At 66.5% G+C, this 15,682-nt stretch carries 12 protein-coding genes; 7 read left to right on the plus strand and 5 right to left on the minus strand.

The genetic code is table 11. The features are described from left to right. Positions 1 to 92 precede the first annotated feature (92 nt). The gene (locus tag ACW5EG_RS03425; protein ID WP_457020850.1) at positions 93 to 1,706 is read right to left on the minus strand and encodes a GMC family oxidoreductase; all 1,614 of its coding nucleotides are present in this window, start codon (positions 1,704 to 1,706) and stop codon (positions 93 to 95) included. Between the two features lie 99 nt (positions 1,707 to 1,805). Between ACW5EG_RS03425 and ACW5EG_RS03430 the strand changes: the two genes are divergently transcribed. Beyond that, positions 1,806 to 3,191, plus strand: a complete 1,386-nt coding sequence (locus ACW5EG_RS03430) for an NTP/NDP exchange transporter (RefSeq protein WP_457020851.1) — start codon at positions 1,806 to 1,808, stop codon at positions 3,189 to 3,191. A gap of 23 nt (positions 3,192 to 3,214) precedes the next feature. On the opposite strand, the gene ACW5EG_RS03435 is transcribed toward ACW5EG_RS03430, so the two are convergent. The 3 genes from ACW5EG_RS03435 to ACW5EG_RS03445 all read right to left on the minus strand — a co-directional run bounded on the left by ACW5EG_RS03435 (position 3,215) and on the right by ACW5EG_RS03445 (position 6,687). Continuing rightward, on the minus strand, positions 3,215 to 3,595 hold the full coding sequence (locus tag ACW5EG_RS03435; RefSeq protein WP_457017368.1) for a hypothetical protein: 381 nt from the start codon (positions 3,593 to 3,595) through the stop codon (positions 3,215 to 3,217). A 78-nt stretch (positions 3,596 to 3,673) separates the two neighbouring features. After that, a complete protein-coding gene (locus ACW5EG_RS03440) occupies positions 3,674 to 4,144 on the minus strand; it encodes a hotdog fold domain-containing protein (RefSeq protein WP_457017369.1) in 471 nt (156 codons plus the stop codon). A 65-nt stretch (positions 4,145 to 4,209) separates the two neighbouring features. After that, entirely contained in the window at positions 4,210 to 6,687 is a 2,478-nt protein-coding gene (locus tag ACW5EG_RS03445; RefSeq protein WP_457020852.1) for an acyl-CoA dehydrogenase, read from the minus strand. A 159-nt stretch (positions 6,688 to 6,846) separates the two neighbouring features. On the opposite strand from ACW5EG_RS03445, the gene ACW5EG_RS03450 reads away from it, so the two are divergent. From ACW5EG_RS03450 to ACW5EG_RS03475, 6 genes are all read left to right on the plus strand, one after another. Next, a complete protein-coding gene (locus ACW5EG_RS03450) occupies positions 6,847 to 7,473 on the plus strand; it encodes a TetR/AcrR family transcriptional regulator (RefSeq protein WP_457020853.1) in 627 nt (208 codons plus the stop codon). 60 nt (positions 7,474 to 7,533) lie between these two features. Then, positions 7,534 to 8,274, plus strand: a complete 741-nt coding sequence (locus ACW5EG_RS03455) for a helix-turn-helix domain-containing protein (protein WP_457020854.1) — start codon at positions 7,534 to 7,536, stop codon at positions 8,272 to 8,274. Positions 8,275 to 8,519: 245 nt separating this feature from the next. Continuing rightward, positions 8,520 to 9,788: an aspartyl/asparaginyl beta-hydroxylase domain-containing protein gene (locus tag ACW5EG_RS03460; RefSeq protein WP_457020855.1), complete on the plus strand. Its 1,269-nt coding sequence runs from the start codon at positions 8,520 to 8,522 to the stop codon at positions 9,786 to 9,788. A gap of 68 nt (positions 9,789 to 9,856) precedes the next feature. Further along, entirely contained in the window at positions 9,857 to 10,285 is a 429-nt protein-coding gene (locus tag ACW5EG_RS03465) for a hypothetical protein (RefSeq protein WP_457020856.1), read from the plus strand. Positions 10,286 to 10,292: 7 nt separating this feature from the next. After that, positions 10,293 to 11,981: a putative 2OG-Fe(II) oxygenase gene (locus ACW5EG_RS03470; RefSeq protein ID WP_457020857.1), complete on the plus strand. Its 1,689-nt coding sequence runs from the start codon at positions 10,293 to 10,295 to the stop codon at positions 11,979 to 11,981. 129 nt (positions 11,982 to 12,110) lie between these two features. Next, the gene (locus ACW5EG_RS03475) at positions 12,111 to 12,452 is read left to right on the plus strand and encodes a hypothetical protein (protein WP_457020858.1); all 342 of its coding nucleotides are present in this window, start codon (positions 12,111 to 12,113) and stop codon (positions 12,450 to 12,452) included. A 217-nt stretch (positions 12,453 to 12,669) separates the two neighbouring features. Here the strand turns inward: ACW5EG_RS03475 and ACW5EG_RS03480 are convergent, their stop codons facing one another. Beyond that, positions 12,670 to 15,594 carry a TonB-dependent receptor domain-containing protein gene (locus tag ACW5EG_RS03480; RefSeq protein WP_457017377.1) on the minus strand — a complete coding sequence of 975 codons (2,925 nt, stop codon included), beginning with the start codon at positions 15,592 to 15,594 and terminating at the stop codon, positions 12,670 to 12,672. Between the last annotated feature and the right edge of the window lie 88 nt (positions 15,595 to 15,682).

The following is a 15,682-nucleotide window of genomic DNA, read 5'->3' on the forward strand; positions in this document are numbered from 1 at the left end:
CAGGCCAACCGGGAAGGGAACGCAACGAATGGAGCAACCGGGCACGTCGCGGCTCCGCTGTCGGCGCGCCAGCGCGACAGTGGCCCGCGAGGTCAGGCGCGGTTGCGGATCAACGCGGCAGCGCGTTCGGCGATCATGACCGTGGGAGCGTTGGTGTTGCCGCCCGGCAATGTCGGCATCACCGAGGCATCGACCACGCGCAGGCCGTCGACACCGCGCACGCGCAGTCCGGGGTCGACCACGGCGGCATCGTCGCTGCCCATCCGGCAGCTGCCGACCGGGTGGTAGACACTTTCGGCACGGGCGCGGATGAAGGCGGCAAGCTGCGCGTCATCCAGCCCGTCGCGCGCCGGGAAGATCGGTGCGCCGCGGTATGGATCGAACGCAGGCCGGGCCAGGATCTCGCGCGAGACCTTCGCACACTCGACCATCATCTCCAGGTCGAAGCCTTCCGCATCGGAGAGGTAGTTCGGCTCGATCATCGGTGCGTCGCCGCCACGGTTGCTGGCCAGCGCGATCCGACCGCGGCTGCGCGGCCGCAGGAAGCAGGCGTGCAGGGTGTAGCCGTCTCCGGGCAGGCGGCGCCGGCCGTGGTCGTCGAGCATCGCCGGCACGAAATGCAGCTGGATGTCGGCGCGCTCGTCGGTCGCCAGCGCGGAACGCACGAAGCCCCCGGCCTCGGCGAGGTTGCTGCTGCCGGCGCCGCGACGGCCGCGCAGGTAGTAGTCGAAGGCCAGGCGCAGCTCGCTGGCGCGGTCGTATGACACCCGCTGCGTGGAATGCCACAGCGTGCAGATGTCGAGGTGGTCCTGCAGGTTGGCGCCCACGCCCGGCGCGTCATGCTGCACGCGGATGCCGTGGCGTCGCAGCTCCGCCGCCGGGCCGATCCCCGACAGCATCAGCAGCTGCGGTGAATTGATCGCGCCACCGGACAGGAGCACCTCGCCTGTCGCCGGCTGGTGGAAGGCGCGGCCGCGCGCGGTGTAGACCACGCCGGTCGCGCGGCCATGTTCGAAGGTGATGCGCTGGGCCTGCGCGCCGGTGACGACTGACAGGTTCGGGCGCGGCCTGGCCGGTGCCAGGTAGGCGGCCGCCGCCGAGCAGCGCGCACCCTTGCGCTGGCTGACCTGGTACAGCCCGACGCCGTCCTGCACCGGGCCGTTGAAATCCGGGTTGCGCGGATGGCCTGCCTGTTGCGCGGCTTCGACGAACGCGTGCGAGAGCGGATTGACGTGGCCCAGGTCGCACACCGACAGCGGGCCGTCGCCGCCGTGCAGCGCATCGCCGCCGCGGGCGTTGGCTTCGCTGCGGCGGAAGTACGGCAGCACGTCGTCCCAGCCCCAGCCGCTTGCGCCCATCGCTGCCCAGTCGTCGTAGTCGCGCCGATGGCCGCGGGTGTAGCACATCGCGTTGATCGAACTCGATCCGCCCAGCACCTTGCCACGCGGCCACCACAGGCGCCGGCCTTCGAGCTGCGGCTCCGGTGCGGTGTGGTAATTCCAGTTGATGTCGGTGCGGTGGACCAGCCGGGCCAGGCCGGCGGGCATGTGGATGAACGGGTGCCAGTCGCGGCCACCGGCCTCCAGCAGCAGCACGCGCACGTCCGGATCCTCCGACAGCCGATTGGCCAGCACGCAGCCGGCCGAGCCGGCGCCGACCACGATGTAGTCGAAGCCTGCGTTGGGGTTGGCGGGTCTGGCGCGCATCGGCGCACTGTAGGTGCGGGGCCTGGAGCATATGCTCGGCGCGCTGGAACGCGCAGGCGCATTCGGCTACCGTTTGCGCGCCCCACGCGTGGAATCCAGATGAGCAGCGCACCCGAACACCAGGTTCCCGCGGGTCGGGCCGCGCGCTTTCGTGCCGTGTTCTCCGAATCGCCACCGCTGCTGTGGTCGTTCCTGTACTTCTTCTGCCTGCTCAGCGGCTACTACGTGCTGCGGCCGGTGCGCGAGGCGATGGCGGCCTCCAGCGATATCGAGGCGGTGTTCCCACCGGCGCTGATCGGCTTCTTCGCCGATCGCGGGGTGGCACTGGGCGAGTTCACGCTGCAGTTCATCTTCACCGCGGTGTTCCTGATCATGCTGCTGCTGCAGCCGGTCTATGGCTGGCTGGTCAGCCGCTTCGCCAGGCGCGTGTTCCTGCCGGTGATCTACGGATTCTTCATCGCCACGCTTCTGCTGTTCTACGCGATGTTCGACAGCGGCATGGCCGGGCGCGGGCTGGCCTTCATCCTCTGGATCACGGTGTTCAACCTGTTCGCGGTCGCGGTGTTCTGGAGCTTCATGGCCGATGTCTACAGCAACGTCGAGGCGAAGAAGTACTACGGCTACATCGGTGCGGCCGGCACGGTCGGCGCCTTCGTCGGCCCGGTGCTGACACGCAGCCTGGTGGAGCGGGTCGGGATCCCGAACATGATGCTGGTCTCGGCGGTACTGCTGACCCTCTGCGTGGCTTGCATCCTGCGCCTGCGCCGCTATGCGGTGGCGCGCGAGGTGGAACGCGGGCAGGTGAGCGGCGAAAAGCCGATGGGTGGCGAGGTGCTGGCCGGCCTCAAGCTGGTCGCGAAGGAGCCGCTGCTGCGCTGGCTGGCGCTGATGGTGGTGCTGGGGGTGGGCATCGGCACCCTGCTGTACAACGAGCAGAACCGGATCGCGCGCACCGCTTTCGCCACCGCGGAGGAGCGCGCGGCGTTCTTCTCAACGCTCGACCTTGCGGTCAATTCGCTGACCCTGGTCGTGCAGCTGCTGGTCACCCGCGCGCTGATGTCGCGCTTCGGCATCGCGCCGGCACTGCTGGTCCCGGGCGCGGCGATCATCCTGGGCTTCTCGATCCTGTCCGCCTCGCCGCTGCCGGTGATGGTGGCGATCGTGCAGGTGGTCACCCGCGCCAGCGAATTCTCGCTGGCCAAGCCCGCACGCGAAAGCATCTACACGCGCGTGGGCCGTGAGTGGCGCTACAAGGCCGGCGCGGCCATCGATACGGTGATCTACCGCGGCGGCGACCTCACCTTCGTCTGGTTGCACAAGTTCCTGGCCGCATTCGGCTCGAACGTGGTGTTCGGTGCCGGCTTGCTGATCGCATCGGCGATGACCTTCAGCGCCTGGCGGCTGCTGCGCGAGGAGGCGAAGCTGCCACCCGAACGCGAGCCGCGACCTGCAGACGGTCGAACGCAAGGCACCGAGCGGATCTGAGCCGACGCGCGCGCGCAACCGCGTCAGCCGGCCAGCAGCGGCCAGGCGAACAGCAGGGCGCCGCAGGCGAACAGCACCGTCAGTGCGTGCACCAGCGGATGGTTGACCCGCAGCCAGAGCAGTTGCGCGACGATGCGGATGATCCAGAACGCGGACATGCCCGCCAGCACGGCGCGGCCCAATGGTGTGTCGGCCAGCGCGGCCGGATGCAGCAGGCACAGCAGGCCCACGCCGGTGAACACCCATACCAGCTGCAGGTTGGCGATCTGCACGATCGCGCGGTTGGGCAGGGTCGTGCGTTCGAGCGTGCGTGGCCAGCCGAACAGGCGCCAGAACCCGAGATGGAACAGCGCGAAGCCGAAGCTGTGCGTGGCGCAGAGCAGCAGGATGGTGTGGGTGTCCATGAGGCGATCCTCGCAGTACGAAAAGAGCCGGCGGCTGCATTGCGCCAGGCATGGACCAGACGTTGCAGGAGCGGGCTGTCAGGTTCGGCGCGCCGACACCCACATGCGGATGGTGGCGCGGAACACCGTTTCGCCAGCCGCGTCGAGGACCTCGACGCGCACGGGCAGTTCATAGCCTTCGGCAGATTCGCGAGCCGGCTCGTGCAGGGTGGCGACCGCTCGCATGCGGCCCTTGGCCTTCTTCAGGTACTCCACGTCCATGCCGCGCGGGATCCAGCGCATCGACGAGGGGATGCTCACGTCGGTGGTGAGGCCGCCGATGAACTCCGCCAGGTTGCACAGCGCGATCGCATGCACGGTACCGAGATGGTTGCTGACGCGCCGGCGGTGGCGCAGCGTCGCCTCGCCGCGCCCGGGCTCCAGCGACACGATCCGTGGCGCGATGCTGGCGAAGTAGGGCGCCTTGAAGCACACGAGGCGCGAGAACAGCCACTTGCCCAGGGGCTTGCGTTCGAAAGCGCGGTAGAGGTGGAGGACTCGTGAGGTCATGCGATCGGGCGGATTGTGCTCCCTCCCCCGCAGGCGGGGGAGGGAGCAAGAAGGCAGCTTGGCCGTCAGGCGGCTTCGCGCGGCAGCCGTGCGTGCTGCGGCAGGTCGTAATAGCTTGCCGCACGCAGCTCATGCGTGTCGAAGTCGTCGACGGTGATCGTGTCGAGGGTCAGCTCGCGCAGTTCCTCGAGCTGCTGGCGCTCGTCGGCCGTGATCCAGCCCTCGCGCACGCCCTCGTCCAGCTGCGAGCTGAAATCCAGCGCTTCGATGTTGCTGGTCTTGAGCGCCTTGAGGAACTTGCGCTCCACCGGCTCGGCCGCGATCGCCTTGGCCAGGTAGCTGTCGATGCGGCCACCCATGTTGTTCGCGCAGGGCGTCAGGAACACGCCGTCGCCGAGGCGGTCGCGCGCCTCGTTGGGCGCCATCAGCGACAGCGCCACGCGATGGACCAGGCGGTCGCCCGGCGGCACGGCGCGACGGCCGAGCGGGAACACCACCGGCCACAGCAGCCAGCCCAGCGGCTTGATCGGGAAGTTGCGCAGCGCCTGCGACAGCGCCAGTTCGATCTGGTGGGCGCTGTTGTGGAAGGCCCAGGCCAGCAGCTGGTTGTCCGATTCGGGCGCACCGTTGTCGTGGTGGCGCTTGAGCACCGCGCTCATCATGTACAGGTGGCTGAGCACGTCGCCCAGGCGGCCCGACAGCGACTCCTTGAACTTCAGCTTGCCGCCCAGCGCGCCCAGCGACACGTCGGTGAGCAGGGCCAGGTTGGCGGCGTAGCGGTCCAGCCTGCGGAAGTAGCGGCGGGTGTTGTCGTCACCCGGCGCCGCGCCGATCCTGGAGCCGGTCAGGCCGAACCAGAACGAGCGCACCGCGTTGGAAACCGCGCCGCCGATGTGGCTGTACAGCGCATCGTCGAGCGCATCCAGGCCGGCCTTCTCGTCCGGATTCTGCGCCGCCTTCATCTCCTTCATGATCCAGGGATGGCAGAGGATCGAACCCTGACCGAAGATCAGCAGGCTGCGGGTCATGATGTTGGCGCCTTCCACCGTGATCGCGATCGGCGAGGCCTGCCAGGCGCGGCCGCCGAGGTTGCGCGGCCCCAGGATGATGCCCTTGCCGCCGATGATGTCCATGAAGTCGCTGGCGACTTCGCGGCCCATCGAGGTGCAGTGGTACTTCGCGATCGCCGAGGGCACCGACGGCACGTCGCCGCGGTCGACCGCAGCCGCCGTCGCCTGCGACAGCGCACTGATCGCATAGGCCTTGCCGCCGATGCGCGCGAGCGCCTCTTCCACGCCTTCGAAGCGGCCGATCGAGAGGCCGAACTGCTTGCGGATGCGCGCATAGGCGCCGCCCACCACGGCCGCGAACTTCGCGCCGCCGCTGGCGGTGGAGGGCAGGGTGATCGAGCGGCCCACCGCCAGGCACTCGTTGAGCATGTTCCAGCCCAGGCCGGCCTTCTCGACGCCGCCCACCAGGTGGTTGAGCGGCAGGAATACTTCCTTGCCGCGCACCGGGCCGTTCTGGAACGGCGAGTTGAGCGGGAAGTGGCGGCGGCCGACCTCCACGCCGTCGGTATCGCGCGGCAGCAGCGCCAGAGTGATGCCGATGTCGCGCGTGTCGCCGATCAGCCCGTCCGGGTCGTACATGCGGAAGGCCAAACCAATGATCGTCGCCACCGGCGCCAGCGTGATGTAGCGCTTGTCGAAGGTGAGCTTCACGCCCAGCACCTGCGCGCCATTCCACTCGCCCTTGCAGACGATGCCGAAGTCGGGGATCGAGGTCGCATCCGAGCCGGCGAACGGACCGGTCAGGCCAAAGCAGGGCACTTCCTGTCCAACCGCCAGGCGCGGCAGGTAGTAGTCCTTCTGCTCGGGCGTGCCGTAGTGCATCAACAGCTCACCCGGGCCCAGCGAGTTGGGCACGCCGACGGTGGAGCTGACCACGCTGCTGGCCGAGGCCAGCTTCTGGATCACCTTGTGGTGCGCCAGCGCGCTGAAACCCAGGCCGCCGTATTCCTTCGGGATGATCATGCCGAAGAAGCGGTTGCTCTTGATGAAGTCCCATAGCGCCGGTGGCAGGTCGGCGTGGACGTGGTTGATCTCCCACTCGTTGGTCATCCGGCACAGTTCTTCGACCGGGCCGTCGAGGAAGGCCTGCTCCTCGTCGGTGAGCTGCGGCTTGGGATAGGCGAGCAGCGTGTTCCAGTCGGGGTCGCCGGAGAACAGTTCACCCTCGAAGCCGACCGACCCGGTTTCCAGCGCGATGCGCTCGGTCTGCGAGAGCGGCGGCAGCGCCTTGCGCAGGAAGCCCAGCGCCGGCGCGGTGATCAGCGGCTTGCGCACGAAGGGGAGCAGCAGCGGCACCGCGACCAGCGCGAGGATGGCGCCGGCGACGACCGTCGCGATGCGGTCCGCGCCAAGGAACCAGCAGGCGACCAGCAGGGTGGCGCTGATCGCGACCCAGGTCGCGAGGCGGAAGCGGTGGTAGGCCGCGAACGCGCTGGCAAGCAGCAGTGCGATGAAGGGAATGGCGACGCTCATCCGATGGTCTCCAGATAGGGGATGGTGGTCCGCGCACGGGCAACCAGCCGTGATGCAATACCGTACGGTCGAGTATGGTGAGGCCGTCCAGACTTGTCAACGCACCGCGTCATCGGCGACGATACGCTTCCCGACGGCAGCGTATGGACAACGATCGACATGGCCAGACCCGCCAGCAAGACCGCCGTGAACGCGTCCGCGGCCGCAACCAACGAGGCGAAGCCGGAGCGGACCGGACGCCTGAGCGCCGACGACTGGGCGCAGGCAGCGCTCGAACTGATCGCCGAGCAGGGCGTGGCCGCCGTCGCGGTCGAGCCGCTGGCGCGCCGGCTGGGCGTGACCAAGGGCAGCTTCTACTGGCACTTCCCCTCGCGTGAGGCGCTGCTGCAGGCGGCGCTGGAGCGCTGGGAAACGGTCGAACAGCAAGCCGTGTTCGGCACGCTCGAGCGCGTGCCCGACCCGCGCGAGCGCCTGCGCTCCCTGTTCCAGATGGTGGCGCACGAATACCAGTCGCACGTGATCTACAGCGCGCTGCTCAAGGCGCTCGACCACCCGGCCGTGCAGCCGGTGATCGATCGCGTCTCCAAGCGTCGCCTCGACTACCTGACCGCCTCGTTCCGCCAGACCGGCCTGGGCCGCGAGGATGCGCTGCACCGCGCGCGGCTGACCTACGCCGCCTACGTCGGCTTCCTCCAGCTCAACCTGCAGTTGCACCAGGCGCGGATGCCGCAGGAGGAGTTCGAGGCCTACGTCGAACACCTGACCGCCACGCTCGTGCCAGCCTGACGCAGGCGTGCCGAGCGCCGTCGCCAGTCCGCCCGTCTGGATCGCCGGAGATCTGGCGCGGTGAGCGTCTCAGTCGACCTGGTCAATGCACTCAAGCGCAGCCTGCGCGCGCAGGGGCTGACCTATCGCGAACTGGCCCAGCGGATCGGCCTGAGCGAGGCGGCGGTCAAGCGCATGTTCTCGCGTCGCGCGATGAGCCTGCTGCGGCTTGAGCAGATCTGCCAGGTACTGGGCATCGGCCTGGCCGAACTTGGCGCCGAGGCCGGGCGCGGCGCCGAACCGATGGCGCGCCTGAGCCAGGCGCAGGAGCAGGCGCTGGTCGACGATCCAGCGCTGATGCTGGCGATGTTCCTGAGCATCAACCGCTGGCGGCAGGACGACGTGATGGCGCATTTCGCCTTTGGCCTGCCGCAGTGGACCGGGCTGCTGGCCAGGCTCGACCGCTTGGGCATCATCGAGCTGATGCCCGGCAACCGCGCCCGTGCGCTGACCGCGCGCAATTTCCGCTGGCTGACAGACGGCCCGATGGAGCGCCATTTCCGGACCACGCTGCTGGGCGACTATTTTGCCGATCCCTTCGACGGCGAGCAGGACCGGCTGCTGCTGCTCTCCGGCGCGCTCAGCCCGGACGGGGTGAAGCAGATCAAAGTGCGGCTGGAAGAAGTCGCGCGCGAGTTCGACGGCCTGCTCGCGCGCGATGCCGCACTGCCGGCAGAACAGCGCGTCGGCGTGAGCCTGGTGCTGGCGCAGAAGCCGTGGCTGCTGAAGCTGTTCGCGCCGTATCGCCGTGCGCGCGATTGAGTCGTCTCCAGTCGGCGACGAACGCAGCACGCGCTCCGTCCCATCGCCGTATGCGGTGGCGAACATGCGCCTGATCCTGTGGGCCGGGGTTCGGCGAGAACACGCGGGTGCTTGAGTGGGTCGTCGGGCGCGTGGACCTATCGCGGCCGGCTGTCGGCGCAGGTGGTTCTTGACGCCGGACGACGTCCGTGGCTACTGGCCGATAGAATGGGCCCACGCCGGTCCGGCCAAAACGGAACAGGTTCGTGAACACACAACTGTCGTCTTTGGTAAACGCCGCCGGGGCCGCTGCTGCCGGCGGACGCTGGCAGGAGGCCGAGCGCCTCTGGGGCCAGGTGCAGGCGCTGGACCCGGGTAACGTGCAGGCGCTCTACAGCTTGGGCGTCCACGCATTCCAGCGTGGCGACCCGCAGGCCGCGCTGCAGCTCCTGCAGCATGCGCAAGCCCGCGCGGCGCGTGACCCGATGATCCTGCTGACCATCGGTCGGGTCCATCGCGAGATCGGACGGCCGGAGCAGGAATGGGGCGCGATCATCGGCGCGCTCGAGATCGATCCCTATTTCCTGCCGGCGCTGCTGGGCAAGGGCGAATTCCTCGAGCAGCAGCGCAAACACCGCGCGGCGGCGGGCGCCTACCGCGATGTGCTCAAGGTCGCGTCGGGTGAGTCCGAGTGGCCGCCTGCGCTACGCCGGCGTCTCGCACATGCGCGCGAAGTGGTCGAGCGCGATACCGAGGAACTCGTCCACTACCTCGGCCACCGGGTGGCGGCGAAGCGCAGCTGCGTGGACCAGGCGTTGGCTGGACGCTGGGACGAAGCGGTATCGATCCTGGCGAGGCGCACCCGGCCCTACCATTCGCACTGCAACCAGCTGCAAGTGCCGCGGCTGCCGGCGATCACCTTCTACGACGACGCGCTGTTCCCGTGGATGCGCGAACTCGAATCGCGTACCGACCAGATCAAGGCCGAGCTGCAGGAGATGCTGGCCAGCCGTGGCGAGGAGTTCGTTCCCTACATCCAGTACAGGCCCGGGGATCCGGTCAACCAGTGGGACAAGCTCAACCACTCGCGCAACTGGAGCGGCTTCCATCTGTATGCGCATGGCGAACCGGTGCCGGAACACCTGGCACAGTGCCCGCGGACGGCGGAGGCGCTGGCGCTGGTGGATGCGGTGGAGATCGCGGGGCTATGCCCGAATGCAATGTTCTCCGCGCTTGCCCCGGGCGCTCACATCCCGCCGCACACCGGCGAAACCAACGCGCGGCTGGTCGCGCACTTGCCGCTCGTCGTCCCGGAAGAATGCCATTTTCGAGTCGGTTTCGACTGGCGGCAGTGGCGTGAGGGCAAGTGCTGGGTGTTCGACGACACGCTGGAGCACGAGGCGCGCAACGACAGCGACCAGGTACGCGTCATCCTGATGTTCGACGTGTGGAACCCGCTGCTCAGCCTGGAGGAGCGGGACATGGCGACAGCGCTCGCAGGTGCGATGCGCGACTGGCACACCGAAAGCGAGTAGTTTGAACTTGCAGATTTCCCTGGGAGTCGACGATGCGGATGCGCTGTCTTTTGCTATCGCCTTTGTGGTTGCTCGCGCTGCCGCTGGCCGCGCAACAGCCTACCCATGCTTGCGCCAGCGTGGCCCAGGCCGAGGACAGACTGGCTTGCTACGACAAGGCGTTTCCGCTGTCGCTGGAAGTAAGCGAGGCAGCGACAGAAAAGGCACAGGCCGATTTCGGTTTGGACAGGCCGCGGGAGCCGTTGCGCAATCCGGGGCAGGCGGCCGAACCGGCCGACGCCGACCGAATCGAGAGCCAGGTAATCAAGGTTGATTACGAGCGCAACGGGCAACGCAGTTTCAGTCTTGATAACGGACAGGTCTGGACACAAGCCGAATCACGCAGTAGCGGCCATGTGGCAGCCGGCGATGTCGTGCAGGTCCGCAAGGGTTTATTGGGAAGCTATCAGCTTGTAACGCCGGCCGGGGTGCTCCTGCGCGTGCGCCGCGCGCGTTGAGCGGAAGGTGTCGGCCACCCGCAACCTGCCGTTGACTGCGGCGCAGGCGGAACGCTTCAGGCAGGCGCTCGGTCTGTTGCAATCCGGGCAGCGTGCGCAGGCCCTGCCCATTGCCGAAACCTTGGCAGAGCAAGCACCGCAGGCTGCGGATTCGTGGCAATTGCTGGGAATGTGCCTGGCGGACAATGGTCGTCAGGAGCAGGCCGATGCGGCATTTGAACGCGCATTGGTCTTGCTGCCGGGTAACGCCGCGGTGTCGCGCAATTATGGCGTGTGCCTTGCCCGGCACGGCAAGGCGTTGCGCGCGCAACGCCAATTTCAGGCAGCCGAACCCGTTCTCCGCAAGGCGCTTGCGCTATCGCCTGGACAGGCGTCAGCCTGGGTCGACCTGGGCGTGGTGCTGCGTTTGCTGGGGCGCGTAGAGGAGGCGCTGGCCGCGCTCCGGCGGGCAGAGGGCATGCTGCATCAACGTGGCATCAGCCAGCCTGAAGTGCAGGACGCCATCAACGGCGTATTGGCCGATGCAGGCCGGCCGTTGGAAGCTCTGACGGGTGCGCGCAATCTCGTTGCCTTGTATCCGGCCCATGCGCCGGCTCATGAAACCCTGAGCAACCTCCTGTGGGAAAACGGTGCGGAACTTGCCCCGGGCGAAGACCCGCTGGGTGGCTTTCGTGCCGCGGCGCGGGCGCAGCCGGAAAATCGTGCACTGCAGCTGGCTTTCGCACGAATGTTGCTCGCGGCAAAGCGCGCCGACGAAGCCTTGGCGCTGCTGCACCCGCTGCGCCAGCGCGAACCTGGCAACGCAATGCTGGATTGGTTTGCCGCCGACGCGTTGGACGCGCTGCAACAACACACAGAGGCCGCGCCGCTGTACGCGACGGCGGCGCGTGGTGAGTTGGGCCAGCTGCCGGAATTCCTCAATGCGCGTGCGCGGCATGCGTTTCGCACGCGGGACTTCGACCTGGCCGCAATTTGCGCAGAAAAGGCGGTTGGAATCGATCCAGACAATCAGGAAGGCTGGAGCCATCTGGGTACGTCGTGGCGCTTGGCTGGCGATGAGCGCGAGCACTGGCTGTGCGACTACGAACGGCTGGTGGGTTATGTCGAAGTAGCGCCGCCGACGGGCTTTGGAGACCTGTCCTTGTTCCTGCAAACACTGGCAGCCACCCTGGGAAGCATGCACAAAGCCAGGCAGGAGCCCTTGAATCAAAGCGTGCGTGGCGGAACGCAGACGGCCGGCCGGCTGTTCGGACGCGACGATGCGGTCATCCTGGCGGCGGAGGACGGCCTACGCGCAGCGGTCGAGAATTGGCTGCGCACGCTGCCCGATGACGTCGCCCACCCATTCCTGTCGCGTAAACAGCGCAGCGTTTGTTTTGTCGGTTCATGGTCGGTGAGGCTCAGCTCATCGGGCCGTCATTCCAACCACATCCATCCCAGGGGCTGGGCGAGTTCCGCTTTCTACGTCGCGTTGCCAGGCACGGTGCTTGATTCAGGGGACGGATCCCGCGCTGGATGGCTCCAGTTCGGACAGCCACTGGAAGAGCTGGGACTTGAGCTGCCACCGCGCCGGGTCATCCAGCCAAGGCCGGGTCACCTGGCGCTGTTTCCTTCCTATATGTGGCATGGCACCGTGCCGTTCGATGCGCGGGAGTCGCGACTGACTGTCGCCTTCGACATGCAGCCCGAATCATAGGGTGGGGTACGGCCCTTCGCGACCAAAATGAAAGCTGGGTTATGGGTATAAAGTGGTCGTGGATACACTGGATGCGACCATATCGTGGTCCCACGATGGCAGTAGTTCCACCCCACCGAGGAAACTTCCATGCGCACCTCTTGCCTGAGTTCCATCCGTCGGTATCCCGTCTTAGCGGTTGCGGAATGGCAGCGGCACACCCGTCACGCGCTGCTCGCGGTTGCAGCTGTGGGCTTGCTGTTCCTCGGGCAGGCAACGGCGCAGGAACCGGCGGCCGATTCTGCGCAGACTTCCGCGCCCGTAGGGCCGGGCAAGAATGGCAAGGTGTGCAAGCAGGAAGATGTCACCGGCAGCCGGATGAAGAAGAGGGTTTGCCACACGCCGGAACAATGGGAAGCACGCGAAAGAGCGTCGAGGGATCTGGTGCGGGAGCTCGATCGAAAGCCGGCAGGCGGCCACAGCGGCGACTGAAGGCAAGCAGATTGGAGCACCGATTCAGCGCCGCACCGAGCGCTGAATTGTTTTAAAACCTCTCCGCATTTGCAGGAGGATGCCTGCTGACATCTGGACCCGCGCCGCAGGGCTGTGGAAGTCCGGATGATTGTGCGAACCTCGGATGCAGGTAGCAAAAAGGCGGCGGGCCTGAGCCCGCCGCCTTTCTTTTGCCTTGTAACGCTTTCTGCTTCGATCAGAACTTCAGGGAAATGCTGCCGAACACGTAACGGCCCACCTGGTCATAGCCGCCCAAGGCGTTGGCATTGGCCGCAAGGCCGCTGTCACCCACGAACGGCGGTTCCTTGTCGAGCACGTTGTTGACGCCCAGGGTCACGACGGCTTGGCCGAAGCTCAGGCTGCCGTTGAGGTCCAGGTAGCTGTAGGACGGGACGCCCCCCTCGATCCAGATGACGTCAGTCAGCGGGCTGCCGTCCACGTCGTTGTAGTCCATGCTGTTGATGAAGCGCCAACGCAGACCCAACGCGTACCGATCCCACGCATACCGCGCCGAGGCGACATGACGCCACTTCGGCGTCTGGCACAGGAAGGTGTCGTTGACCAGTCCCTTGCAGTCGAAGCCGGTGCTCGATTCGGCGGCCAGCGTCTGGGTGTAGTCATCCAGGACGTAGTTGCCCACCAGGCTGGTGCTGATACGGCCCGGCCCAACGGCGAAGGAATAGTCCGCGGCCAGGTCGAGACCCGAACGCTTGTAGATGCCGATGTTGTCGGGCAGGTTGTTGACGTGGCCAGTCGCGGGGTCAGACGCCAGACCAATCCAAAGATCATGGTCACCCGCGCGTGCGTCGCGGTTGATCCGGTTGCAGTACAGGCTCTGTTCCATGCAGAGGATCTGGATGGTGTTGTAGCCAATGCCGCCAATCGCGCCCTCGATCTCGATGTTGTACCAGTCCAGGGACAGGTTGAGGTCTTCGATAGGCTCGACCGCAAAGCCGACGGTGTAGGTATCAGCCACTTCCGGCGCGAGGCTGGGGTTGCCGCCCGTCATCATGTTGTACTGATTGGCCGGGTTGCTCGGCACGTTGCCATAGGCCGCAGTCGGGACACCCGTGAGTGCGCATTGTGCCGCCGTGTACGCAGGCGTCGGGCCGGCGCAAAGGTCGGTGCCGCCGGCGTTCAGGGCGATGCGCTGCGAGTAGTACAGGTCATTCAGACCAGGCGCACGCACGGCGCGGTTGTAACCGGCACGTACCAGCAGCTTGCTGTCCCAGAGCATGCTGCTCAGGCCCACCTTGTAGGTGTCGTAGTTGCCCGAGGTTTCGTCGTCCGAATAACGATAGCCCAGCGAAGCATCGAGGCGGTTGAACGCACCTTCACCCACGTAGATCGGCAAAGCGGCTTCGAAGAAGAAGTCGTTCACGGTGTTGGACGCATCCACCGGCAGGCTGGCGGCACCGGCACCGGCAAAGTTGCCAGCGGCGGAATCGCCGTCGTACTCGGTGGTATAGGAATAGTCGCGGCGCTCCATGCCCACCGCCAAACCGATTTCCTCGCCGTCCGCAGACGGGAAGCCCCAGCCAACGTAGCCGTTGGCTTCCGCAGCAAATGCGCGGTAGCTCGTCTTGTAGATGCCGAAGCTGGTGCCGGCCATCGCGTTGGCGGCTTCCGGGCTGATGTTGTCAGTCCAGATGTCGTACGGCGTACAGCCCGGGAAAGTGCCATAGACGGGGTCATTGCATCCCAGCGCAGCGGCGGAGATCCTGGTGATCAGGAAGTCGTTCTTGCCGATGTCGATGGTCTTGGTCTTGCCCGAAAGCAGCGACACATCGTAGGTCCAGGACGAGTCGAACAGGCTGCCGCGCACGCCCGCGGTGAGGCGGTGGGTGCTGTCATCGCTGGTGGCGATGCGGGGGCCGCCCTCCACGTTGCGCTTGTACATGGTGATGCGCGCGATATCGGTGGTGACGCCTGCATCGGCGCACAGGGTGCCAATCAGCGGGTTGCCGCAGTCCACGTTGATCGGCACGCCGAAGGCGCCGGATTCAGCGATCTGCATGTCGGAGCTGCGCTCAAGGAACATCGCCTCGATATACGGCTCGAAGTGCTCGTTGATCTCGTAGCTGCCCATGAAGCCGGCAGTGACGCGCTTGTCGGGGCGCTGGTAAAAGTTGATCGGCGCGTAGTTGTATACATACGAGCCGTTCTCGTAGCCAGTACCGTTATAGACGTAATTGGCGTCGGTGCCTGGCGGCCACGGAATCACTCCGATTCGGGGCTCACCGGTATCGGGATCGACAAACGGACCGTACTCATTGACCGCGAAGCGGGCCGGGTCGGCCGTGCCGGAACCACCACACTGTGCGAGGTCGAACCACACTGCGCAGGTGGAGTAGTCGCGCTGGCCGTGGTACAGGGCATCGTTCTCGCGCCAGGTCAACCAACCCACCGCGTGGCCCCTGTTTTCGGCGAAGCTGCCACCCACCACGAGGTCGGCACTGCGGCTGATGCCGTCAAAGCCGGAATTGCCCGTCGGGTAGGGGAAGCCTGCAGCCTCGTTGAGGCCCTGCATCTGCTCGTTGTCGTTGTCGTGCTGGTAGGCGGAATAGCCGAAATTGAGACTGACGCCCTCGAACTTGTCGTCGAGCACGAAGTTGACCACGCCCGCCACGGCGTCGGCGCCGTAAACGGCCGAAGCGCCGCCGGAGAGGATGTCCACGCGCTTGATCATGGCAGCGGGGACGATCGAGGGGTCGGTGACCTCGTTGCGGCTGGCCGGCAGGCGACGGCCGTTGACCAGGGTCAGCGTGCGCTCGGGACCCAGGCCGCGCATGGAAATGGTCGCATGACCGTAGGAGCCGTTGTTCTCGAAGTTGTCGAAACTCAGGTCGATCTGGGGGTACTGGTTGACGAGATCCTCAACCGTAGTGGCGCCGAAGTGGGTGAATTCCTCCGCGCTGATTTCCGTGATCGGGCTGGAGGCGGTGAAAGTCTGACTCTGGATTCGCGTACCCGTGACGGTCACCGTGTCCAGGCTGGTGGCCGTGGGCTGGTCTTGCGTTGCTTCCTGGGCCAGCGCCGAGCCGGAGCCGGTAACGGCGACTGCACTAATGGCGAGCGACAGCGCGATCGCATCGCGCAGCTTGTTTCGCTTCAATCTCATCTCTCTCTCCAGTGAGCTTCTAGGGAAACCTCACCGGAGGAGTCAACTGAACTGCCAAAACCGGCAAAGTCAAGGCCGATACTACCCG

It is taken from the genome of Luteimonas sp. A611, assembly GCF_054072715.1.

What these genes read in the sequence shown, in the direction of transcription:
- ACW5EG_RS03430 (WP_457020851.1), top strand. Translation starts at nt 1,806, where the DNA reads ATGAGCAGCGCACCCGAACACCAGGTTCCCGCGGGTCGGGCCGCGCGC.
- ACW5EG_RS03450 (WP_457020853.1), top strand. Translation starts at nt 6,847, where the DNA reads ATGGCCAGACCCGCCAGCAAGACCGCCGTGAACGCGTCCGCGGCCGCA.
- ACW5EG_RS03475 (WP_457020858.1), top strand. Translation starts at nt 12,111, where the DNA reads ATGCGCACCTCTTGCCTGAGTTCCATCCGTCGGTATCCCGTCTTAGCG.
- ACW5EG_RS03425 (WP_457020850.1), bottom strand. Translation starts at nt 1,706, where the DNA reads ATGCGCGCCAGACCCGCCAACCCCAACGCAGGCTTCGACTACATCGTG.
- ACW5EG_RS03480 (WP_457017377.1), bottom strand. Translation starts at nt 15,594, where the DNA reads ATGAGATTGAAGCGAAACAAGCTGCGCGATGCGATCGCGCTGTCGCTC.
- ACW5EG_RS03440 (WP_457017369.1), bottom strand. Translation starts at nt 4,144, where the DNA reads ATGACCTCACGAGTCCTCCACCTCTACCGCGCTTTCGAACGCAAGCCC.
- ACW5EG_RS03435 (WP_457017368.1), bottom strand. Translation starts at nt 3,595, where the DNA reads ATGGACACCCACACCATCCTGCTGCTCTGCGCCACGCACAGCTTCGGC.
- ACW5EG_RS03445 (WP_457020852.1), bottom strand. Translation starts at nt 6,687, where the DNA reads ATGAGCGTCGCCATTCCCTTCATCGCACTGCTGCTTGCCAGCGCGTTC.